This is a genomic window from Agrobacterium sp. LR_9 (assembly GCF_041954855.1).
GTDB lineage: Bacteria > Pseudomonadota > Alphaproteobacteria > Rhizobiales > Rhizobiaceae > Agrobacterium > Agrobacterium leguminum.
Window position 1 is genome coordinate 1 of the sequence record NZ_JAVAYA010000038.1, and the last position, 21,887, is coordinate 21,887.

17 protein-coding genes and 4 pseudogenes are annotated in these 21,887 nt (G+C 58.3%); 15 read left to right on the forward strand and 6 right to left on the reverse strand.

The window, feature by feature from the left end; genetic code table 11:
• The coding region (locus RAC79_RS24360) for an MFS transporter (protein WP_374997620.1) at positions 1-778 on the forward strand (778 nt) is incomplete at its 5' end.
• 24 nt (positions 779-802) lie between these two features.
• Here the strand turns inward: RAC79_RS24360 and RAC79_RS24365 are convergent.
• Positions 803-1,194, reverse strand: a pseudogene (locus tag RAC79_RS24365) (LysR substrate-binding domain-containing protein); the annotation flags it as partial.
• A gap of 810 nt (positions 1,195-2,004) precedes the next feature.
• On the opposite strand from RAC79_RS24365, the pseudogene RAC79_RS24370 reads away from it, so the two are divergent.
• The 13 genes and pseudogenes from RAC79_RS24370 to RAC79_RS24430 all read left to right on the forward strand — a co-directional run.
• A pseudogene (locus tag RAC79_RS24370) lies at positions 2,005-2,469 on the forward strand (cache domain-containing protein); the annotation flags it as partial.
• 360 nt (positions 2,470-2,829) lie between these two features.
• A pseudogene (locus RAC79_RS24375) lies at positions 2,830-4,176 on the forward strand (methyl-accepting chemotaxis protein); the annotation flags it as partial.
• A 160-nt stretch (positions 4,177-4,336) separates the two neighbouring features.
• On the forward strand, positions 4,337-4,408 hold the full coding sequence (locus tag RAC79_RS24380; RefSeq protein WP_374997625.1) for a hypothetical protein: 72 nt from the start codon (positions 4,337-4,339) through the stop codon (positions 4,406-4,408).
• Between the two features lie 196 nt (positions 4,409-4,604).
• Positions 4,605-5,249, forward strand: coding sequence for an HD-GYP domain-containing protein (locus RAC79_RS24385; protein ID WP_374997621.1), 645 nt, complete (start codon positions 4,605-4,607; stop codon positions 5,247-5,249).
• Between the two features lie 91 nt (positions 5,250-5,340).
• Positions 5,341-5,551: pseudogene (locus RAC79_RS24390) on the forward strand (IS3 family transposase); the annotation flags it as partial.
• Positions 5,552-5,792: 241 nt separating this feature from the next.
• Positions 5,793-7,502 (forward strand): glycerol-3-phosphate dehydrogenase/oxidase, encoded by a 1,710-nt coding sequence (locus RAC79_RS24395; protein ID WP_104680361.1) that lies wholly within the window; start codon positions 5,793-5,795, stop codon positions 7,500-7,502.
• Positions 7,495-8,982, forward strand: coding sequence for an FGGY-family carbohydrate kinase (locus tag RAC79_RS24400; RefSeq protein ID WP_112495609.1), 1,488 nt, complete (start codon positions 7,495-7,497; stop codon positions 8,980-8,982). Before RAC79_RS24395 ends, RAC79_RS24400 begins: the two co-directional genes overlap by 8 nt.
• Before the next feature lie 28 nt (positions 8,983-9,010).
• Positions 9,011-10,291 (forward strand): sugar ABC transporter substrate-binding protein, encoded by a 1,281-nt coding sequence (locus RAC79_RS24405; RefSeq protein WP_104680362.1) that lies wholly within the window; start codon positions 9,011-9,013, stop codon positions 10,289-10,291.
• A 62-nt stretch (positions 10,292-10,353) separates the two neighbouring features.
• Positions 10,354-11,226, forward strand: a complete 873-nt coding sequence (locus tag RAC79_RS24410; RefSeq protein WP_104680363.1) for a carbohydrate ABC transporter permease — start codon at positions 10,354-10,356, stop codon at positions 11,224-11,226.
• The gene (locus RAC79_RS24415) at positions 11,214-12,029 is read left to right on the forward strand and encodes a carbohydrate ABC transporter permease (RefSeq protein ID WP_104680364.1); all 816 of its coding nucleotides are present in this window, start codon (positions 11,214-11,216) and stop codon (positions 12,027-12,029) included. The genes RAC79_RS24410 and RAC79_RS24415 overlap by 13 nt, the downstream gene beginning before the upstream one ends.
• Positions 12,030-12,040: 11 nt before the next feature.
• The gene (locus RAC79_RS24420; RefSeq protein ID WP_104680365.1) at positions 12,041-13,132 is read left to right on the forward strand and encodes an ABC transporter ATP-binding protein; all 1,092 of its coding nucleotides are present in this window, start codon (positions 12,041-12,043) and stop codon (positions 13,130-13,132) included.
• Positions 13,133-13,157: 25 nt separating this feature from the next.
• Positions 13,158-14,153, forward strand: coding sequence for a hypothetical protein (locus tag RAC79_RS24425; RefSeq protein ID WP_104680512.1), 996 nt, complete (start codon positions 13,158-13,160; stop codon positions 14,151-14,153).
• Positions 14,150-15,118 (forward strand): sugar-binding transcriptional regulator, encoded by a 969-nt coding sequence (locus RAC79_RS24430; RefSeq protein WP_374997622.1) that lies wholly within the window; start codon positions 14,150-14,152, stop codon positions 15,116-15,118. Before RAC79_RS24425 ends, RAC79_RS24430 begins: the two co-directional genes overlap by 4 nt.
• Positions 15,119-15,130: 12 nt before the next feature.
• On the opposite strand, the gene RAC79_RS24435 is transcribed toward RAC79_RS24430, so the two are convergent.
• The 5 genes from RAC79_RS24435 to RAC79_RS24455 all read right to left on the reverse strand — a co-directional run bounded on the left by RAC79_RS24435 (position 15,131) and on the right by RAC79_RS24455 (position 21,123).
• A protein-coding gene (locus RAC79_RS24435) for an IS630 family transposase (protein WP_374997623.1) occupies positions 15,131-16,074 on the reverse strand; the annotation gives its coding sequence in 2 pieces (ribosomal slippage) (positions 15,131-15,738 and positions 15,738-16,074; 945 coding nt in all).
• 277 nt (positions 16,075-16,351) lie between these two features.
• The gene (locus tag RAC79_RS24440) at positions 16,352-16,993 is read right to left on the reverse strand and encodes a helix-turn-helix domain-containing protein (RefSeq protein WP_104680366.1); all 642 of its coding nucleotides are present in this window, start codon (positions 16,991-16,993) and stop codon (positions 16,352-16,354) included.
• Between the two features lie 492 nt (positions 16,994-17,485).
• Positions 17,486-18,124, reverse strand: a complete 639-nt coding sequence (gene fixJ / locus RAC79_RS24445) for a response regulator FixJ (protein WP_104680368.1) — start codon at positions 18,122-18,124, stop codon at positions 17,486-17,488.
• Positions 18,111-19,514 (reverse strand): PAS domain S-box protein, encoded by a 1,404-nt coding sequence (locus RAC79_RS24450; protein WP_233284878.1) that lies wholly within the window; start codon positions 19,512-19,514, stop codon positions 18,111-18,113. Before RAC79_RS24450 ends, fixJ begins: the two co-directional genes overlap by 14 nt.
• Before the next feature lie 715 nt (positions 19,515-20,229).
• Positions 20,230-21,123, reverse strand: a complete 894-nt coding sequence (locus RAC79_RS24455) for a LysR family transcriptional regulator (protein ID WP_080858341.1) — start codon at positions 21,121-21,123, stop codon at positions 20,230-20,232.
• A 120-nt stretch (positions 21,124-21,243) separates the two neighbouring features.
• Between RAC79_RS24455 and RAC79_RS24460 the strand changes: the two genes are divergently transcribed.
• Positions 21,244-21,855 (forward strand): glutathione S-transferase family protein, encoded by a 612-nt coding sequence (locus RAC79_RS24460; RefSeq protein WP_080821278.1) that lies wholly within the window; start codon positions 21,244-21,246, stop codon positions 21,853-21,855.
• Positions 21,856-21,887 lie beyond the last annotated feature (32 nt).

The window sequence follows — 21,887 nt, forward strand, 5'->3', positions numbered from 1 at the left end:
AGGGCTGCTGATCCCGCTGTCGGGCTGGCGGGCGATATTCTGGGTGCAGCTGCCGCCGGCAGCCGTGGCGTTGATCCTGGCAGTCTCGTTTCTGCCGCGTGACGCGCGCTTGGTCGATAGCAGGGCGCCGAGCTTGTGGTCGGTGATGGACCGGAGCCTAGCCGGCAATCTCCTTGTGAATGTGCTGGTCGCTGCCATCATGATGACGACGCTGGTGGTGGGACCCTTCTATCTCAGCCTGGGGCTGGGATTGACGGTGCCGGAGGTCGGCGCGGTGATGGCGATCGGCCCAGTGATTTCGATCGTCAGCGGCGTGCCATCCGGCCGGCTCGTGGATGCCTGGGGCAGCGGTCGCATGCTGGTGATCGGTCTGGCCTTACTGGGCGTCGGAGCGTTGATGCTGGCTATCGTGCCGGGTACGATCGGGGTCGCAGGCTATGTGCTGTCGATTATCGTGCTCACTCCCGGTTATCAGCTGTTCCAAGCGGCCAACAACGCGGCGGCGCTTGCGGATGTAGCCAAGGACCGGCGCGGCACGGTATCGGGGCTGCTGGGCTTGTCACGTAATATCGGGCTAATTGCCGGCGCGTCGGCTATGGGTCTCGTCTTTGCGCTTGGCGTCGGAACAACGGACGTCACGGAGGCTTCGGCGTTGGCTATCGCATCCGGGATGCGCCTGACCTTTCTCATTGCCGGTGCGGGGGCCGTGGCTGCGTTCGTCGTGGCCGTTTTCGGGCCGGGCAGGCACAAGGCAGGGGCTGGCCATCGTCAGCCCTAACACGGACTGCGCGGGGAACGGTGGTCAATTGCTCCAGACCACGGCCTCGTCGTGCCGCTTGATGAGGTGCTTCAGACTGTCGAAGCTGGACTGCACGAAGGTGGAGAATTGGTCGATGGCCGGCGAGCGTGGCGCATCGATGCGGCGCAGGATGGCGAGAGCCCGCTCCAGTTGGGGGATGTTGATTGGCAGCGCCGTGATCGTCTTCTCCTTGCCCCAGGCGAAGGCGACGCTGTGCGGCGTCACGGTCAGGGCGTCGGCTGCCATCAAGTAGCTGACGACGCTAGCGAGTGAACCACCGGAATAGCGGATGCCCATCTCCGTCGTGCCGAACGAGAGCAGCAGCGCGCGGGGGTCGGCCAGCAGCGGACTGCCTGCGGCAGGGCGACCCAGGAGTAGTCGATAAGATTGGCTGGCGGAAACCATTGGAAAAACGGTCTCGCTGAATCTTCCGGGTTATGAAGAACCTTATCTGTTGTGCTCTGGAGCAGAAGCGCGCCGGTTGTCATCGTGGCTGCCGCTGCATAAAAGCCTCTGTCAGGGACAACCGGACGAGAAAGCCGTCAATCAAAGCGCCCAGGATGAGTCCGGCATGGTACGCCATGTGAGCGTGGGGGCAAGCGATCTCCTCAACTTTTCCGGAGGATGACTGCTTCCTGTGGCCAAGCGACACAGCAGTCGGTTTCGAAATGATGCTGCGTTCGGCAAGTTCATGCAACTCCCAAACCACGAGGCCATTCTGTGACTGTTGAGAATACCTTGGCGCTTGATATTGATATAAATCAAATATAATTGGGTGAATTCGTAAAATTAAACAATTTAAATTATATACTTTAGTTCAGCGCGTGGGCTTTTAGTCGCAAATTTGCGACAAATTCCAAGCGCTGTATTATTCAATACTGAGATAATTAACCTTCGCGGGTCACGCTCAAACTCCTCAGGCTGCATAAGGCGCCGAGAACCAGGAGTAAGAGACGGTGCGCATTCGATCAATTCAGCTCAAAATTGCCCTTCTCGCGGGCGTCTGCGTCGTCGCGGCAAGTGGCGCGCTGGTGGGGTATAGCATTAAATCCGCCGCCAACAGTAAGGCGTTCGTCGGCAAACACGTCGATGCATTAACGGAAGACAGCACCAAGAACCATCTCAAGACATTGGCTCTTGCACAGGCCGCGTTGATCAAGTCGCCGCTCGACATGGCCTTCGATTCGGCGCGCAACATGGCCCGGATGTTCGAGATATCGGCGCCGAACGACAATGAAGCCACAACACCGGTTGGCAAACGCCGCACCGAGTTCAATGCCATCCTCCTCAACGTCCTGAAGGACAATCCACGCTTCAACGGAACATATAGCGCTTGGGAGCCCAATGCGCTCGATGGGCAGGACCAGCTCTTTCGCGACAAGCAGGATGTTGGTTCGGATGCCACCGGGCGTTTCCTGCCCTACTGGACACGGAGCGCCGATGGAAAACTGGCTGTCCAACCGCTGGTCGAATATGACAGTGCAGACTTGCACCCGAACGGCGTCGTGAAAGGTGGATGGTATCTTGGCCCGAAGAGTGGAACCGGGGAGAGCATCCTGGATCCATTGCCCTATATCGTTCAGGGTAAAAATGTTTACCTCGCGACCATGTCGGTGCCCATCACCATCGGCGGCAAGTTTGCTGGTGTTGCCGGCGCTGACTTCGATCTTAACTTCGTCCAGAAGCTTGCGGAAGATGTAAAGGCATCGATCTACGGCGGCAAGGCCGCCGTCGACATTGTCAGCTACAAGGGTCTTGTCGTCGCCTCCAGTGACCATCCGGATGCGATTGGCCGCCCGTTCAGCCAGATTAGTCCTGCAGCCACGTCGCAACTTCCATCGATCCAGGCCGGTCGCGATACAGTCGAGGGAAATGCAGAGACGTTTACGGCCCTGTCGCCCATTGTCATTGGCCGGACGAGCACGCCATGGTCCGTCATCATCACAGTACCGAAATCGGTGGCAATGGCGGAGGCCACGACCCTCACATCATCGCTGGCAGAGCGCAACAATGCTGACACGCTGTTCCAGATTATCGTCGGGATCGTTATTGCAGCGGGTGGCATCGCCGCAATGTGGTTCGTCGCGCGCAGCATCGCGTCTCCCATCAAGCAGATGACGGCCGCCATGGGCCGGCTCGCGCAGAGTGACGTCTCGATAGAAGTCCCCGGCCTCGACCGCGTTGACGAAATCGGGGCGATGGCGGCCGCGGTCTCTGTCTTCCGAGAAAACGCGATACAGAAAACAGCCATGGAAGAAGAGGCTCAGGCCAATCGTTCCTTGAGCGAACGGGAGCGCCTGGAACGAGAAGCGGAAAAGGCGCGCGAGGCGGCGGAATCCCAGTTCGTCGTCGATTCCTTGGCGACAGGGCTCCAGCGTCTGGCTGACGGCGACGTTGCCTATCGGATTTCGACACCCTTCGCCGCCCATCTCGATACGCTGCGTCTCGACTTCAACAACTCTCTGGCCAAACTGCATGAGGCGTTACAGGCCGTCATGGAGAATGCCCGCGGCATCGACGGTGGTGCGAACGAAATTCGATCCGCCGCAGATGACCTGGCGAAGCGGACCGAGCAACAGGCCGCATCCGTCGAAGAAACAGCGGCCGCGCTGGAACAGATTACGACGACGATGCGTGATTCCACAAAGAGGGCGGAAGAGGCAGGCGTTCTTGTCTCGCGCACGAGAATTGGTGCAGAAAAGGCCGGGGAGGTCGTTCGCAACGCAGTGCATGCGATGCGGCAGATCGAGAAATCTTCCGGTGAGATCAGCAATATCATCGGCGTCATCGATGAAATCGCATTCCAGACCAACCTGCTCGCATTGAACGCCGGCGTCGAGGCGGCCCGCGCTGGCGAGGCAGGCAAAGGCTTTGCGGTGGTGGCTCAGGAGGTGCGCGAGCTTGCACAGCGCTCTGCCAATGCTGCCAAGGAGATCAAAGCACTTATCATTACCTCTGGAGAGCAGGTGCGAACCGGCGTCACCCTGGTTGGCGAAACGGGGAAATCTCTGGAAGTCATGGTCGGTGAGGTTCAGGAAATCAACAGCCACGTCAGTGCGATCGTGGAATCGGCGCGAGAACAGTCGGTAGGTATCCAAGAGATCAACACTGCCGTCAACACGATTGACCAGGGCACACAGCAGAATGCGGCCATGGTCGAGGAGTCCACGGCGGCAAGCCACAACCTGGCTAGCGAAGCGGATGCGCTGAACAAGCTGATCTCGCAGTTCAATCTGGGCGGCCAGCCAGTGTATCATCAGCCCGTCCGTCTCGCGTCGAGCAATCCACGCCCTGTCCCATCACCCGTAAAAGCGCTGGGACGAAAGATCGCAAACGCGTTCGGCGCAACTTCCGAACAGTCCTGGAAGGAGTTCTGAGTAGAGGCCGCTGGGCACTCATACGGCGCAGCGGCTTCACATTCATGAAAGCGAATCCGTCATTACGACCTTGTACACTTTGCTCGGCCTGACAAAGCTACCCGATCCCATGGTGAAAGATATGCTGAAACGTATCGACAAAGACCAGCTGCGCGTAGGAATGTTTATAGAGGCGATTGAAGGATCTTGGCTCAACGCGCCGTTCCGGTCATCGCTATACACTCGAATGTGAGGAGGAAGCGGCACGTCTAAAAAGCGGTGACCTCTACGGTGTTTTCATTAACACATCAAAAGGGCTGGACGTTACGCCCGCGGTTGCAGGACAATACGAGGTTGATACCTTGCGTCAGGCGACGAAGACGCCTTACGGGTCCAGGGGCTAGAATGTACGTATTTTGACCTCCGACAAGATTAAGCGGACCTCTGGCTTGTTGAAGAGCATCTTTGATGATGTCGGTGCCGGGGCTGCTGTTACCGTTGAAACGGTATCTCCTGTAATCGAAGAAATTACCCAGTCGTTGGATGTTGATCCGTCCGTACTCATAAACATGACCCGGATGAAAACGAAAGACGAGGCTACGTTCCTTCACTCCCTGGCCGTGTCGGCTTTGATGATCCGCCTGGCGCGGCACCTGAAAATTGATAAATTCCTTGTTCCCGTTTTGGGAATGGGTGGTCTCCTTCATGACATTGGAAAAATCGGGACGCCGATCGAGATCTTGACCAAGACCGGTGCTCTCACCGATGCCGAGATGGAGATCATTCGTCTCCATCCGGAACGTGGGCACCACATGCTTTCCCGCGGCAAGGGGATGCCTGAAATTGTGCTGGATGTATGCCTTCATCACCACGAACGACTGGATGGAAAAGGATATCCTAGTGGTCTCCGTGACGGGGAGATCAGCCTTTATGCGAGAATGGCCGCGATCAGTGATGTTTACGATGCCCTCACGGCCCGGCCATATAAAAAGCCGTGGACTGCCTCGGAAGCGATATCATGGATGCTGGACACCAAAGGGGTGTTTGACCGGGACGTTTTGCGCGAGTTCATCGATGGGGTGATCAGAGCGTGAAGTTCCACACTATCCAGCTGGAACCCTGAATTCGTAGGATCGGCTTGTCGGGTGAGATTCTCTGATGGCGTAGCTGAAAGTCGACAGCCCGATACGTTCTGTGGCCCGCAAGGGCTGTCCACACAAAAACGCCGCGCGAGAAGGCTTCTTCGGTCGGGTGAAAACGGAACTCTTCTACCCAGCGACTGGAAGATCATCACAATCGGGCGGTCTGTCTACCAGTAGATGCCTACATCCGACGGTACTATGAAAAGCGAATCAAATGGTCGCTCGACCATCGAAGAAGTCTCGGCCATATATAAGTCAGTCAAGTTTCTCTCCGGCGCAGGCGGGCACTGCCGGACAGGAAATGGATCAATCTCCCACGAGATGCCAAGCAGAGTAGCGTGCTTAATGGCGTGTCCGCGCAAGTGGCGCATCTCCGCGACACTTTGTGATTTATAAAAGTAAATTATATTTGACAATTATAAAAGTTGCGCTTTATATCTCGTCTTAGATGCACTTAGCGCCCTGAGGCGCTCTCGCAGTGCGGCGGGGGACATTATGAAAATTCGGGAGGAAAGCCTGACGCGCCTTGCGTCGGGCGAGAGTTTTGACGTGCTGATTTTGGGCGGCGGCGTGAATGGCGTCGCAGTCCTACGAGAACTCGCGTTGAACGGTATCTCTGCACTTCTGATCGACAGCGCCGACTTTTGTCGCGGCGCGACCGGTGCCTCCTCGCGCATGGCTCATGGCGGTTTGCGCTATCTCGAGAACCGGGAGTTCAACCTGGTTGCGGAATCCGCGCGCGAACGCAATCGGCTGCTGCATCACGCCGCGCATTTCGTACGCCCTCTCGAAGTAGCCGTGCCTCTCTCCACCTTCTTGCGTGGGCTTCCAGGATCGATCCTTCGCTTTCTCGGATTCAACTGGAAGGGAAGTACATTCAGCGCCACCGGCCTGAAGATAGCGCTCACGCTGTATGAGTACCTCGGACGTGAGCAACGCGCAGTTCCCCGCCACAAGATCGTCCTTGCGCGCGACAAATTCCCGCATCGTCTTGCGCAGCGTTACAAGGCCGTCATCAGCTACTTCGATGCCCGCATCCGCAATCCTGAGGCTCTGGTGCTGGAGATGATCGAGGAGGCCTTGGCTGCACACGCTGGCAGTGCCGCGATCAACTACGCCGGATGGCGCCATGACGGCGGCGGCGCGTTCACGATCACGGTAGGCGATGCTGGCCCCACCACGACGGTCCGCCCCAAAATAGTGGTGAACGCGACTGGCGCCTGGGTCGACGACGTCAACGCAGCACTCGGCTGCTCCACAAGATACATTCGCCCCGTGAAGGGCGCGCATCTTCTGATCCGCAATGATGCGCTTCTCGAGCGCATGGCGAACCGCGCATTCTATTTCGACGATGGAACGGGGCGGATGGTCATTGCCTATCCGCTTGATCGCACGGTCCTGCTGGGAACCACCGAAATCACGGTGAGCGACCCATCAGACAATACGATCGCCGAACACGAGATTTCATATCTGGTGCGGGCCATTTCGAGCCTGTTTGACGACATCGAGATCCGATCGAAGGACATCGTCTTCATGACGACGGGCATCCGTCCACTGCAGGCAGGCGGTTCCGCCGATGCCAATCGTGCTAACCGTGACCATCGTCTCGCCGAGGATTGGATCAATGGCGACGTGCCGCTTCTGTCCCTGATCGGTGGCAAATGGACGACGTTTCGAGCCTTCGGCGAACAGGTAGCCGACCAGATATTCCGGCATCTCAATGTGACACGACAAGCCAGTACAGCAGACCGCGATTACCCAGGCGCGGTCGGTTTTCCACGAGATGAGATAAGCCTCGGTCGCGCAAAGCGTTCTCTCGCCACACGTTACGCAGTGTCACCGGAGAGAGCTGGGGAGCTCTATTCCCGTTACGGCGTCATTGCAGAACGGGTCGCGGAATTTTGCTCCGAGATGCCCGATCAGGCGCTCAGGAACCTGCCAAGCTTCACCCGCAACGAGATCGTTTGGTTGATAAGGGAACGAGCCGCCGTGCATCTCGATGACGTGATCTTTCGGCGCTCCCAAATCGCGCTCGATGGCGCGTGCACGCCTTCGCTTGTGCATGAACTGGGGCAAATCCTGGCTGGTGAGCGCGGCCAGCCAGCCGAATGGGGCGAGAACGAAATCGCTCGTTGTCTGAATAATTCCGCGCTTTCATTTGCAGGATCCGACCAAGGGCCTCTGGGAGGGCGTCGCCATGGCTGATCTGTTTCTTGCCGTCGATGCCGGCGGCACTGCGGTCAAGGCTGCGGTCTTTGACATGACAGGCCGACTTGTTGCCCAACGCAGCATTGAAGTCGTCACGGTCCATCGCGAAAACGGGTGGGTTGAGCGCGAGCCCGAAGCATTCTGGCGCGGCACGGCCACCGCGATCCGTCAATTAACCAGCGGAGAGATTAAGGCCGATCGCGTTGCGGCTGTAGCCTGCACGGGTTTTGGCAATGGCGTGTTTCTGGTCGACGCCGAGGGCAGGGCGACGCGAGATGGCATCGTCTCTGTCGACCACAGGGCCCAAGGTATTGTCGATGAGTTCACACGAAATGGCATGGGCAAGCGGATCGAAGCGATCACCGGACAGCAGATCTGGGGTGGCCAGACGCTTATGCAACTCGTCTGGCTTGCGAGAAACGAACCGGCGGTCGTTCGCCAAACGCGCTGGGCGCTGGCTTGCAAAGACTTCCTGCGGATGCGGCTGACTGGCGTCGCAACGACGGACCCGACGGATGCGAGTGGCGGCGGCATGCTGGATGTGGCCCGTGGCGGCTACAACGATGCGCTCTTCGAAACAGCTGGAGTTCCCGAATTTGCCAATCGCGTGCCTGAGATTGTCGAGAATTCGGGCATCGCGGGACAGGTGTCGCGTACGGCGGCGGAGGAAACAGGGTTGAGGACCGGCACGCCAGTCGTCGCGGCAATGATGGACGTAAGCGCCTGCGTCCTCGGCGCCGGATCGGTCGGTCCCGACACGCTTACGATGATTGCTGGCACCTGGTCGATCAATGCTGTCGAGTCGCAAGCTCCGATGACGAAACGGCCACCTATCCTCAACATGATCCATCGCGATCGCGCTTGCCGCCTTCTCGCCGACGGCAGCCCAACCTCGGCGGCGAACCTGCATTGGTATCTGAGCCGCGCCATGGGTGCCTCGACCGACGTGAAACAGGCGAATGCCCTGGTCGCTCAGAGCCAAGTAGAGTCGAGGCGCTGCCACTTCATGCCGTTCGTCAGCGGTCCTGCACCCCGTCGCGGCGCCTTCGTCGGTATGACCAACAGCGATGATCAGGCCTCGATGTTGCGCGCGATTTACGAGGGGGTCGCCTTCCAGCACCGCCGCCATGCCGAAAATGTCGTAAGCTATGTGGCGCCGCAAAGTCCGCAAAAGATCCGGTTTGCCGGTGGCGCGTCGAAGAGCGCCATCTGGGCTCAAGTGTTTGCCGATGTCTGCGGCCTTCCTGTCGAAGTGCCGGAAGGTGAGGAGATAGGCGCACTAGGGGCCGCGATGTGTGCGGCGGTGGCCACGGGCCACTGCTCCGATCTGCACTTTGCTGCAGAAGCGATGTGCCGCGTTGAGCGCACTGCCGAGCCGCGTCCGCAGCTTCGCGATTTTTACGAGGAACGATATGGCGAGTTTCTTCGCCTGGATCGCCGGCTGGCGGGACTCTTTGACCCATTAGCTGAACACTGAAGTCTGACAGTCCTGGAGGAGGAAAATCATGAGACTGAAATCTGCGCTGCTGTTCTCTGCAAGCCTTTTAGCCATGTCGGGGGCGGCACTAGCCGCCGAGGACGCTTGTGTGGGCAAGGTGCCCGCGATCAATGTGATCGCGCAGGGCATGCCCTCGGTGACCGAACTCGACAAATATGTCGGTGAGTTTAATGCGAAATGGAGAACGACGGTCAAGATCAACCTGCTCGGCGAAAACGAGCGGCGCGCCAAGGCGCGGCTTGACGCCTCGACGGGAGCCGGGGCCTATCAGGTCTATTACGTGGACGAAGCCAATACGCCGGAATATGCGACGGCGGGTTGGCTCTATCCGCTCACCGATGTTCTACCGAAGGACTACGACATCGCCGATTTCCGCTCGGATCTCAGCAACGTTGCCACCTTCAAGGGCACGCAATATTTCGCACCGCTCGTCGGCGGCGGCGACATTCTCATGTATCGAAAGGACGTGCTTGAAAAAGCAGGGCTTCAGCCGCCAAAGACGCTCGACGAACTGGTCGCCGACATCAAGAAGGTTAACGATCCGGGCCAAAAGCTTTATGGCTGGTCGGCACGTGGCCAGCGCGGCTCGGGCATGAATGTCTGGCGCTGGACACCCTTCTTCCGTGGCCTCGGTGGTGAGTGGCAGGACAAGGACGGCAAGCCGGTCTTCAACTCCGAAAAGGGCGTCGAGGCAACCAAGCTGTACCTCGACCTGATGCAATATGCTCCTCCGGGGGTGGGCACGTTCAATTGGTCTGACTCGGTCGAGGCGTTCCGGGGCGGGCAGGTCGCCTTCCTCATCGAGTCCGACGTGTTCGGGCCCTGGATGGAAGATCCGGAAAAGTCTGCCATCAAGGGCAATGTCGGCTACATGCCGCCGCCCGAGCCGTTGGGATCGGCTGGCTGGGGCCATGGTTTTGCGGTCTCCAAGAGCGGAGCGAAGGACGAATGCACGCGCAGGGTTGCCGGCGATTTCGTGGGTTGGGCAACCTCGAAGGAAATGGAACAGCGCCGTCTTGCCGATGGCATTGCCTCCGACATCGGTCGCAAATCGACGCTGCAAAGCGAGGCCTTCAAGAAGGCCGTGCCGGCCGAATATATTGATGCACTTCTGGCAACCGGCTCGCGCACCAGGCTCCTGATCATGGCAAACCCGGCCTGGCCGGAAATCGGCGACAATCTGGGGCTGGCGCTCGAAGAAATCTTCACGGGCACCCAAAAGGACATCCAGCAGTCGCTCGATGACGTGGCCTTCCAGGCGGAAGATGCGCTTCGCCGCGTGAAATAGTCATACCTTGCGGCCGGCGCTTTATAAGGGCTGGCCGCAGCCCTCAATCCGAAGAGCACGTTATGAACAATCGACGTTTCCTATTCTGGACGCTGACACCGGGCTTTGCTGTGGTTGCCATTCTGGCGCTGATTTCCATCGCCGGAGCGCTGTACTTCTCGCTCATGGACCGTTCGTTGCGCTACCCGGAATACCATTTCGCAGGGCTTTATAACTACCAGCGCCTCCTGTCCGACCGGCGTTTCATAAATGCGCTTCAGATCTCGGCGATCTGGGAGATCGTGACAGTGGCAGGCGCTCTGGTTGTAGCAACGCTCCTGTCTGTCCTCATTTTCGAGACCGTGAAGTCGTTCTGGCTGCGCAATCTGATCTGCTTTGCGTTTCTGGCTCCCGTTCTCCTGCCGCGGGTCGCGGCCGCCTTCATCTGGCGCTTCCTTTATTCTCCGTCTCTGGGCCTCATCAATTATCTGGTCGGGCTGACGGGTTTCGGTCCCGTCGAATTTCTTGCCGACCCGTCGTTGGCGCTCTTTTCGGTGGCCGTCGTCGATATCTGGCAATGGGGCCTGTTCTTCACCGTTATCATGCTGAAGCTTCTGGAAACCCTGCCTAAGGATCCGATCGAGGCGGCTCAGTTGGATCATGCGAAGACGTGGGAAATCCACGCCTATGTAACGCTGCCTATGCTGAAGGCGCCGATCATCAGTCTGGCTCTGGTCAAGGCCGTGGAGTCTCTGCGCTCTTTCGATCTCATCTACGTGATGACGGGCGGCGGACCAGGCACTGCGACCGAGACGCTCGATCTCTACGCCTATCAGGCGGGCATCAATCTGGGCGGACGCATTTCCTATGCTTCGGCCATGTCGATCCTGCTGCTCGTGCTGACCACGATCGTCTTTACCCTCATCTGGAGAGGTATCCGCAAATGGGCCGTCTGATCCGCAATTCCATTGCAAGCGTCTTTCTGGCGCTCATGGTCTTCATCGCTCTGACGCCGATTCTGTGGACCGTGCTCGGCTCGTTCAAGCGGCTAAAGGACATCATCACTCCTGTTCCGAAACTGTTCTTCTCACCTACGCTTGAGAATTTCGCCACCATCCTGCAAAACCCGTCGATCCGGCAGGGGCTGGGGCATTCTGTCGTCGTAGTCGGAGCTTCGGTTATCATCGGTGCCGTGCTCGGGGTTCCCGCGGCCTATTCGCTGGCCCGACACGTCCGGGCATTGAAGGACGACATGCAGTTCTTCGTGCTGTCGCTGCGCTTCATGCCGCCAGTGGCGATCGCTATCCCGTTCATCGTGCTCTATCTGGATCTTGGCCTCTATGACACGTTGACGGGCCTTGTCCTTGTCTATCTTGTGACAACCATCTCGACCGTCATCTGGTTGTCTGTGCCCGCTTTCGAGCGGGTCCCCAGGGAGATCGAGGAGGCCGCCGCCATGGAGGGCTGCGGTCCGGGCGAGATATTTCTGAAATTCGCGCTGCCGATCGCCATGCCGTCACTTTTTGGCGCATTGGTCTTCACCTTCGTGCTGGTGTGGAACGAACTTCTTCTGGCTCTGACACTTGCCGCTGGCAATGCCACGCTACCGGTCGTTGCCGCATCCATCACGTCGCTCGGCAAGGAAGTTCCCTGGGGCGTCATCAATGCCTCCACCGTCATTCTCGTTATTCCTCCGCTGGTATTTATCGGTCTGTTGATGAGCTTCATCAACGGCATGATGAAGCCCGCCCGGAGATAGGAAAGGTCATCATGGCAAACATTCGATGCGTCAACATCCGCAAGTCTTACGGCGGGCACACGGTGATCGAGAACCTGAACCTGAACATTGCCGATCAGGAATTCGTTGTCTTTCTCGGCCCCTCCGGCTGCGGCAAGTCCACCATGCTGCGGATGATCGCAGGACTTGAGGAGATTACCGATGGCACAGTCAGCATCGGTGACCGGGACGTCACGCACCTGCATCCGGGTGAGCGCGGCGTCGCCATGGTCTTCCAGTCATACGCGCTCTATCCGCATATGACGGTCGAGGAGAACATCGCTTTCGGCTTGCGCCGGCAGAAGGTGCCACAGGATGAGATTTCCCGCCGAGTGAAGCATGTCGCGGGGCTTCTGGGGCTCGAGAGCTTCCTGGAACGCAAGCCCAAGAATCTCTCGGGTGGGCAGCAGCAGCGTGTCGCGATGGCGCGTGCCATGATCAAGACGCCGAAGCTCTTCCTCTTCGACGAGCCGCTCTCCAACCTCGACGCGAAGCTGCGCGAGAAACTTCGGACAGAGATCCGGAAGATGCACCTGGAACTGAAAACGACGACAATCTTCGTCACGCATGACCAGCTGGAGGCGATGACTATTGCGGACCGGATCGTTTTGATGCGTGCTGGCGCGATCGAGCAGCAGGGTACACCGGCAGAAATCTTTGACCGACCCGCAACCCGCTTCGTCGCCGATTTCATTGGCTCGCCAGCCATGAACTTCCGCATCTGCGATGTAAGCCGTGACGGTGACGGGATCGAGCTTGCGGCAGGCTCCATGCGGCTGCGGGTGCCCAGCGACGAGTTCGTCGGGCTCGCGCCTGGGACCAAGGTCGAGGTAGGGCTGCGGCCCTCGAAGATGGGGCTTGCGTCGCCCGGCGATCAGAATGTCGTTAGCGGCAGAATTGTCCTGGTCGAAAACATGGGCAGCGAGGGGCAGGTGATCGTTAATGTCGATGGTCAGGAAATGTCCTTCGTCACCAAAGCCTTCCGGACGCTTGAGGCTGGACAGCCGGTGAGTTTCTCCATTGAGCCCGCCAGCATCCATGTGTTTTCAATCGAGACTGGCCGCTCCCTGCGCAACGCAGGCTGAAGGCGCGCTTCTCAAAGGAATGACAATGACGACACGTTATGATGAAAAGATTCACCGCATTCTTGCCGGTGGCTATCGCAAAGGCGATTTCATCCTTGCTGATGCCAAGGACTGCGACATGTCCGGCGGTATCCCGACCGCTGGTCTTCGCCGTGGCAAGGACGGCAGGCCGGAGCGCTATCGGACCCGCATGGAATTCGTGGATGAAATCGAAGCGCTTATCGCGCAGGATTGCGTCGACATCATGCTGACTTCTACCTCCAACATGGAAATGCTGCAGACGCGAGGCGCCTTCGCCAGTAGTAATGTCAAGCCTGCCTTCCGCGCCAACGATGCGACGGACATGTGGAGCGTCATCCGTGGCGGCAGCTATCGCGAGACGCCGTCGCGGCCCTTCCGCTCGATCGACCTGTCGCTGGCTCAGGCAGATCTGTGCCTCTATTCGATTACCTTCAATAACGATACGGATGCCGACCATGCTTCGCTCGAGGCATTCGGGAAATTTCGGCGCGACGTGCGGGCACTCGGCAAGGAGTATTTCCTCGAAGTATTCAATCCGAACATGCAAACCGGCTTTCCCGATGGCGAAAGAGGGGCCTACGTCAACGACTGCATAATCCGGACTCTCGCGGGCCTGACATTGGCAGAGCGGCCCCAGTTTTTGAAGGTCGCCTACAACGGACCCGCGGCTATGGAGGAGCTCGCTGCCTACGATCCAAGTGTCGTTGTTGGTATTCTGGGTGGCGGCTCTGGGACGCTGCGCGATACATTCGAGCTTGTGCTGCAGGCGGAAAAGTACGGTGCGAGACTTGCGCTCTTCGGCCGCAAGATCAACTCCGCCGAACATCAGCCGTCGCTGATCACCTGGCTTCGTGCTGTGGCGGACGGTAATGCCAGCCCGGCGGAGGCGGTGCGCGGCTATCACGGGGCAATTGCTGCTTTAGGACTGAAGCCAGACCGCGCTCTTGACGACGATCTGGTAATCACTGAAGAGGTATTGAACGAGGCAACCGAGGGATGAAACCCGAAGGCGGACGTAGAATGCAAAGAGAGCAGCATCCATCCAACAAGATCATCGCTGAAGTTGCGTGGATGTATTACGTCCGAAATCTCAATCAGGGCGAAATTTCTGAAACGCTCTCGATCTCGCGCCCGACAGTAATCAGTTATCTGAAACTTGCTAAGGAGCGAAAGATCGTTGGCATTCAGGTTTCGCCCGAGCATTACCGGATGAATGCAACCGCCGACGCGCTGAAGGAGAAGTTTGGCCTTGAAAGCGTGCACATCGTCCCCGCCGAGGGACGGGAAGGCGAGACTTTGACTCGCGCCGTCTGCGAGGTTGCAGCCTATCATCTTCCGGATTTCCTGCAGGAAGGTGATGTGCTCGGCGTTTCGTGGGGGCAGACGGTCTATTTCGTTTCGGAGTTCGTGCCGAGTTGGCCGATCAGGGACCTGACCGTTCGTCAGCTTCTAGGTTCCCTCGCAAATCCCCTGCTCAGCACATCGGAAAGCTGTACGACGGAAATTGCTCGTCGGCTGGACGCGCGTTGTATCACCTTCAACGCGCCCGCCGTCGTCTCCAGCGCGGCTCTTGCCAACGCGCTACGAGCCGAGCCAATCATCCGCGATCAGCTCGAAGGCATCCGAAGCTGTAACAAGTCGCTATTCTCGCTGAGCCCCTGCACACCCGACACTCATGTCGTCCAGTTCAAGATTGCAACTGTCGAAGAGGTTGAAGACTACTACCGGCGTGGGGCAGTCGGGATTATCGCGGGGCGTTTCATCGACGTCGAGGGGAAGGCGGTACTTGGCGAGCTCGACGAACGCCTCGTCGGTGTCGACCATGATCTGTTGCGATCGATGAAGGGTCTGCTCGTTGTGAGTGGAAGCGCCAAACGTGACGCTGTTCGTGCGGCTCTTCGAGGGGGTTTTGCCAACCATCTGGTTGCGGACCTTGAATTAGCCTCTCTGTTGCTTGATGACTAGAGCAGATCCTGTTCAATCCGGGTCATATCCTGCAGCCCTGAAGTAGTTTGCGCATTCTGCGGATGTGAATCGGGGGATCAATGTGCCGACGGCATCCCATAGGGCGTCGATTTTCCGCTCCGCCCGAGCCCGCAGCATGGCTTTCAATTTGGAGAATGCGTTTTCGATGGGATTAAAGTCGGGACTATAGGGTGGCAGGAACATGAGTTTGGCGCCGGCGCGCTCGATGGCGTCGCGCACCCCGGCTGCCTTGTGGGCCGGAAGGTTATCCATAACGACGACGTCGCCGGTCTGAAGGGTCGGCGAGAGCACTTGCTCGACATAGGCCAGGAAGACATTGCCGTTCATCGCTCCATCATAAACGAAGGGTGCGGTCATGCCTGTGAGGCGGAGCGCGCCGGTGAATGTCGTTGTTTTCCAGTGGCCATGCGGCACGCCAGCTCGGCAACGCTCACCTCGAATGGCACGCCCTCGCAGACACGCCATCTTCGTCGAGAGACTGGTTTCGTCTATAAAGATCAGCTTCTCCGGATCGAGGTCGAGCTGCCCTTCAAACCAGGCTCGCCGGCGTTTCAGGACGTCCGGCCGGTCTTGCTCCAATGCATGTGCGGACTTTTTTTAAACGTCCAGCCGCGGCCCCGCAGCCAGGCGCCGAGCGCGCTTCGGCTGATACCTACTTGCCGCTCAACAGACAGACGCTCGACCATTTCATCGAGCGTCACGTCCTTCCGGTCGTCGATCATGGCCACGACAAACGTCTCATGTGCATCAAGGACCGATGGCCGTCGCCAGCCTTGCGGCCGGGACGTAGGTTCACCGTCACTCGCTCGTGCGATCCACCGGATCGCCGTCGAAATCCCAACCCCGAACCGCGCCGCCGACTGGCGCGCAGACATGCCCGCCGCAGACGCTTTTAACACGCGTAGTCGAAGATCATCGCTCAGTGCTCGTCCCATCATCCACCTCTTTCGCAGTGGATGTTGAATCAGCTCCCGCTCGCCCCGTCACTTCACAATCGATTCATCGATCACAGGATCTGCTCTAGCTGACGTCATCGCCCGTTCGGCTCGGTCGATCGCGGAACAAGTTGCCAAATCCATCAAACTGGACGCTACTGACCCGACAACGGGACGTGTGCTGTTGTCCCCTGGCTCCGCGGGTGTAGCCCCAGTTCGGTGCATAAAGCGATATATCATCACAGAGGTATACCGATTTCTCCGCACGCGGGGACGACTATTCGCCGATCGCCCGCAGCTTGTCATGTCTGAGGACTTCGATGCAACGCGTGTTCTTCAGGCGGACGATACCCATTTCGCGAAGCTTCGACATACTGCGCGAAACTGTCTCAACCGTCATGCCAAGATAGTCGCCGATATCTGTTCGCGTCATCGGCAGATCAATAATGCCGTCATGCCCTTGGCGACGGTCAAGATCGACGAGAAACACCGCAAGCTTTTCCAGTGCGCTCTGGCGACCTACCACGAGCAGATGCTCCTGAGCGCGGATCATGCTTTGCAGGGCGAGTGTCATCAGGTCGTTGCGGTGGGGTTCGCTTCCTTCTGCCTCGACCGAGATTAATCCGCTTGGCACAATTGCTTCCGCATAGAAGCTGTGAACGCCGCGAGCCTCAAAACCGAATGTTTCTCCTTTTATGTGAAACGCAACCACCTGCCTGCGGCCGTCGGTGAGGAGGCGGTAGATACGCACCGCTCCATACTCGATCTTGTAGAGCGCGCCTGATTTCTCACCCTGCGCATAAATTTCAGTGTCGGGGGCATGGAAAATGACGGGACGCGGGCGAAGTGCGCCCGTTGGGCGACCTGATGCTGTGGCCGAATGACGGGGGGAGTGATTGGCGGAAGTGGAAGCAAGCATTTGAGCTGACCCTCAATTGGAATGCCCGGACTATGCCGGACAGCGATGCTCAGCGAAATTCGTTCGTTCCACTAAGGGTTTTTACGTATCGTCATCAGCGCGGTCACAATATCAGGGCCCGTCAGCGGCTTGTAGAGAACTTGCACGCATGGTCTCTCGATATTAACCATCTCGTTCTCTGCGAGGAACAGGACCGGTATCTGTGCGCCGAGTGACGCGAGACATGCCTCCCGGTCGGGATCGGGAAGGCAGCTGTCGAGGATCACACAAGTGGCTTTCCGTACCGTTTGCTCAGCGAGCTTCCAGGACCGGAACGTCGCGACCTCATACCCGTAAGCCCGCAATGCGAACGCCAGCGCGCGGGATAGCGCTGGGTCTTTCACAATCGAAACGATAACTGGCGTGGTTGGCAATCTGACACCGGGAACATTGCAGCAACTTGACGTGCCGGATCAGCTAATCGTACCTGGTTCCCGGGCGCATTGTCCTGGATCAAGTCCCGTCCGGGTCTCCCTCAAGAGAGCTTTCAATCGACAGTGACATTCGGACCAGTTCCGGAAGGCTTCGAGCCTTCATTTTTCCCATGACGTTGGCCCGGTGAACCTCCACCGTTCGCGGGCTTATGTCGAGATTGAAAGCGATCGACTTGTTGGGTTGACCCGCGACCACCGCGGCAAGAACCTGCCGCTCGCGTTCGCTCAGAGTCTCGACCTTTTTCCGTACTTCTTCTGCCGATTCAGTTTCGGGAATGTGGGACTCCAGGCGGTCAGCCGCGCGATAAATCGCGTCGATGATAGTCGTATCGGCAAATGGTTTTTCAATGAAGTCCACAGCACCAGCCTTCATGGCCTCCACGGCCATCGGCACGTCCCCGTGCCCGGTAATAACGATTGACGGTATAAGCACGCCCTCCGAGCGGATCCGGCGTATAAGGTCGACACCGCTCATGTCCGGCATCCGAAGATCAGTGACGAGGACGGCTCGCTGAAGTTTGGGCGCAAGTGATGCGAAAGCGGTAGCCGTTTCGTGAACTCTTACACCCAGACCGCTCATGCTGAGCATGAAAGCGAGCGATTTCCTGACCGCTTCCTCGTCATCAACGATGTGCACAGTGAAATCATCGTTCGCCATTTTCCTCCCCCTCATAGGTTGGCAGTGTGAAACTGAAGCATGCACCTCCAAGCTCGCTGCGCGACACGGTCATCTCGCCGCCGTGGGCTTCAACGATGCGTTTCGATATCGAGAGTCCGACCCCCATTCCGCCAGCCTTGGTTGTGACAAAAGGCTTGAATAGCTGATCGGCGATCTCGCTCGGAATGCCGGGACCGGAATCTTCGACGACCACTGAGACTTCGTCGTGTCCAGCGGGTTTGATGCTCACTCGAAGGTCCTTCTTTTGACAATCTCCCATCGCCTCGACTGCATTGCGCATCAGGTTTGTGAGTACCTGTTGTATCTGGATGCGGTCGACCATCACCATGTCGCCACCCGCTGCAAAATCAAAGACGGACCGCACGCCTTTTTCCCTGGATCCTACTAGCGCCAGCGCCCCGGCTTCTTCAGCCAACTGGCGGAGCTTGTGGGGCAGTTTTTCGGTCTCGCCCTTTGTCACAAATTCGCGCAGATGGCGAATTATTTGTCCTGCCCTGACGCTTTGCTCGCCTGCTTCCCTCAAGGCTTCATGCAACTGCCTGTCCCGAGCGTCTTCTGAGCCCTGAAGCATGCGCGCGCAACCATGAACATAGTTGGCGATCGCCGAAAGTGGCTGGTTTAGCTCGTGGGCCAGAGTAGATGCCATCTCACCCATCTCGTTCAGTCGGGCCAATCTCGCCAATTCCGTCTGAATCTCCTGGAGGCGGGCAGCTGATTCCTCACGTTCAGTGAGATCTCTCACGAAGCCGGTGAAGAACCGCTTGCCCCCCCGGCGCGTTTCTCCAACCGCGAGCTTCATCGGAAAAGTTGTTCCGTCCTTGCGCTGGCCGACCACCACCCGATCAGTTCCGATGATGCGCTTTTCGCCGGTCGCCAGATAACGATGGAGGTAGCCATCGTGCTCGTGCCGATACGGCTGTGGCATCAGCATTCTGAGGTTTTGACCGATCACCTCGTCCTCGGAGTATCCGAACTGCCTGACCGCCGCCGCATTGAAAGAGACGATGGTTCCGTCCTGCTCGCTGACAATGGTCGCGTCCAGCACAGTATCGAGTATCGATCGTAGATGCGCTTCGCGCGTGTCCAGTGCTTCTTCTGCTGCCTCGAAATTATGCTGCAGGTGTCTGAGCGATCCGCCCATGTACGCGATTGCCATGCCGACGGCCCCGAAGACGGCCAGCTCGGGGATCTGGATCCCGCCTGGGGTTAGCGATCTCAGATAGCTTGCCGAACAAGATGCCAGGAAAAGCGCCAGCAATCCGGGTCCGAACCCCCCGATGACGACGGCCAGGAGGATTGGAGGCACAAACAGGATGTAGATTGCACGGTCATCGAGGATGCCCATGAGGAAGTACCGCAGAATAAACATGAGGAAGACGGCCGAAGCGGCCAAGGGGTATCCCCAGGCTGATGCCCACTTCCCGCGCAAAGCGGAATTTCTGCTCCTCGTTATCGTTTTCATACCAACATCAGGCATCATGTTGCTTCCGTGTTGACCACCGGGGACACGGCTGTTCGCAAAACCTGTCTCAGGCATAACGCACCCACTGCCAGCCGGCAACCTCTCCAATGATAGCGGAGAGAATGTCAGGCTCTCCGCAGTTTCGCGCACCTGGTAACTAATTCCGCTCGCACGTTAAGGGTTGGATGCGCACTTTAGGATTCGCCGGGGTTGGCATGACCAATGACGGCTTTGCGGAGATGAAGGCTGTAAATTATTTCGCGCCTTGGTTTCTGACCATGACGCTGCGGGAAACTTTGGTGCGGTTCGCTCCCGCACGCATTGTCAGGGTGGCATCGGAAGCGTCTCGTCAAAGCGGGGTCGGAACAAGAACTGTTCCCAGCGACACGATAAGGTCGAACGTAGCATGAACATCATGGGGTCAGAACAAGAGCAGTCCGAAATCGATGGGATGGAACGCTCCCGGTTTGTCCATCCTAACCGATGCCATCCTAGCACCGGTGGAGCGAGAGCCTTCCATCCCATCGATTTGCACTAATCTTGTTCCGACCCGATAAACAGGTCGCCGGTTCGTATCCGTTCAAGGCGTTCACAAAACCTTCGTATGTGGGAAAGCCCTACCCTATCTCAACAATTCCCTCAGTCGCGGAGTTGCGAAGTCGAGGAACGTTCTGAGTTTGAGCGGCATCAGGCCCTCCGATATGTGGAGGAGATGAACCGGCGACGCCTTCGGTTCAAAAGTCTCCAACAGCGGCACCAGCAAGCCGGCATCGACTGCTCGCTTCGCCTGATAAGCCATGACACGTGTTATCCCGAGACCGGCGGCTGCAGCATCGACCGCCGCTTCTGCCGTGTTGACGGAAAGGCGCGTCCGGATCGGCACTTCGACTTCCTTTGCCCCGTCGCGGAACGTCCATGACCGCGTTGACAGTACTCCGTTGAAGGCGATGCAATCATGGTCCTTGAGGTCGTGAGGATTTGAGGGAAGGGAGTGCCGCTTCAGATAGTCGGGATTGCCATAGGTCGTGGTGCGGATCGAACCCAGACGGATCGCGATCAGGCTGCTGTCTGAAAGCGCGCTGATGCGCAGAGCAACATCGATATGTTCGTCAGCGAGACTGACCGTCCGATCGCTCAGCGTCAGGTGAATGTTGATATCCGGATAGGCCTTCAGGAAGTCCGTGATCACCGGCAGCACATGCAAGCGGCCGAAGACAATCGGCGCCGTCATGGTCAGATCACCCTTCGGCGCCGCATATTCTCCTTTGGCACGGCGTTCGGCGTCTTCCACTCGCTCGAGAATCTCGCGTGCTGCCGCGACATAACTCTCCCCGGCCTCTGTAAGCAGAATCCGGCGGCTGGTGCGAGTGATCAGGCGCACGCCGAGATGAGCCTCCAATTCGGCGATCTTGCGGCTGACTGTCGGGAGCGGCGAGTGCATTGCGCGTGACGCGGCGGAAAGGCTGCCATGCTCCACGACAGAGAGCAGCACCGCCATGGAATCAAGCCGATCCATATATGCCTTCCATAAAACGAGAGGATGACTCCAGAAATGGAGCTCTACTACGAAAAGATGGATGCCGCTACCTTTCTGCCATCGCCGGATGATGGTGTCCGGATCTCAAGGGAGCCAGCGATGAAACTCTATCACTTTCCACTTTCGGGTCATGCGCACCGCGCCCGCCTCTTCCTTTCTCTGCTCAACGTGAAAGCTGAGATTGTCGACGTTGATCTGGCGCATGGCGAGCACAAGACGCCCGAGTTCCTGAAGCTAAACCCGTTCGGGCAGGTGCCGGTGCTCGAAGATGGCGATGTCGTCGTCAACGATTCCAATGCCATCCTGGTCTATGTCGCCACGAAGTTCGGACGCAAAGACTGGCTGCCGGATGATCTGGCTTCCACCGCGAAGATCCAGAAGTGGCTATCCGTCGCGGCCGGAGAGATTGCCTATGGCCCATGCGCGGCGCGATTGGTTACGGTCTTCGGGGCAGATTTCCGGGCCGAGGAGGTGATCGCACGCGCTCACCGGGTTCTTGCCCTCATCAATGCGGAGCTTGATGATCACCCCTTCATGACAGGCGAAACGCCGACGATCGCGGATGTCGCACTCTACAGCTACATCGCTGGCGCGCCGGAAGGCAATGTCGACCTGGCAGCGCATCCGCATGTTCTCCAGTGGCTGGCGCGGATCGAAGCTTTGCCCGGTTTCGTCCCTTTCCCCAAAACGCCGGTCGGCCTCGCAGCCTGAGACAATCTTGCGGCCGGGACCTTGGTTCCGGC

Bases quoted from the DNA above. Each gene is read 5' to 3' on its own strand.
- RAC79_RS24405 (WP_104680362.1), top strand. From the start codon at position 9,011: ATGAGACTGAAATCTGCGCTGCTGTTCTCTGCAAGCCTTTTAGCCATG.
- RAC79_RS24425 (WP_104680512.1), top strand. From the start codon at position 13,158: ATGACGACACGTTATGATGAAAAGATTCACCGCATTCTTGCCGGTGGC.
- RAC79_RS24460 (WP_080821278.1), top strand. From the start codon at position 21,244: ATGAAACTCTATCACTTTCCACTTTCGGGTCATGCGCACCGCGCCCGC.
- RAC79_RS24415 (WP_104680364.1), top strand. From the start codon at position 11,214: ATGGGCCGTCTGATCCGCAATTCCATTGCAAGCGTCTTTCTGGCGCTC.
- RAC79_RS24455 (WP_080858341.1), bottom strand. From the start codon at position 21,123: ATGGATCGGCTTGATTCCATGGCGGTGCTGCTCTCTGTCGTGGAGCAT.
- RAC79_RS24440 (WP_104680366.1), bottom strand. From the start codon at position 16,993: ATGCTTGCTTCCACTTCCGCCAATCACTCCCCCCGTCATTCGGCCACA.
- RAC79_RS24430 (WP_374997622.1), top strand. From the start codon at position 14,150: ATGAAACCCGAAGGCGGACGTAGAATGCAAAGAGAGCAGCATCCATCC.
- fixJ (WP_104680368.1), bottom strand. From the start codon at position 18,124: ATGGCGAACGATGATTTCACTGTGCACATCGTTGATGACGAGGAAGCG.
- RAC79_RS24410 (WP_104680363.1), top strand. From the start codon at position 10,354: ATGAACAATCGACGTTTCCTATTCTGGACGCTGACACCGGGCTTTGCT.
- RAC79_RS24450 (WP_233284878.1), bottom strand. From the start codon at position 19,514: ATGTTTATTCTGCGGTACTTCCTCATGGGCATCCTCGATGACCGTGCA.
- RAC79_RS24400 (WP_112495609.1), top strand. From the start codon at position 7,495: ATGGCTGATCTGTTTCTTGCCGTCGATGCCGGCGGCACTGCGGTCAAG.
- RAC79_RS24395 (WP_104680361.1), top strand. From the start codon at position 5,793: ATGAAAATTCGGGAGGAAAGCCTGACGCGCCTTGCGTCGGGCGAGAGT.
- RAC79_RS24420 (WP_104680365.1), top strand. From the start codon at position 12,041: ATGGCAAACATTCGATGCGTCAACATCCGCAAGTCTTACGGCGGGCAC.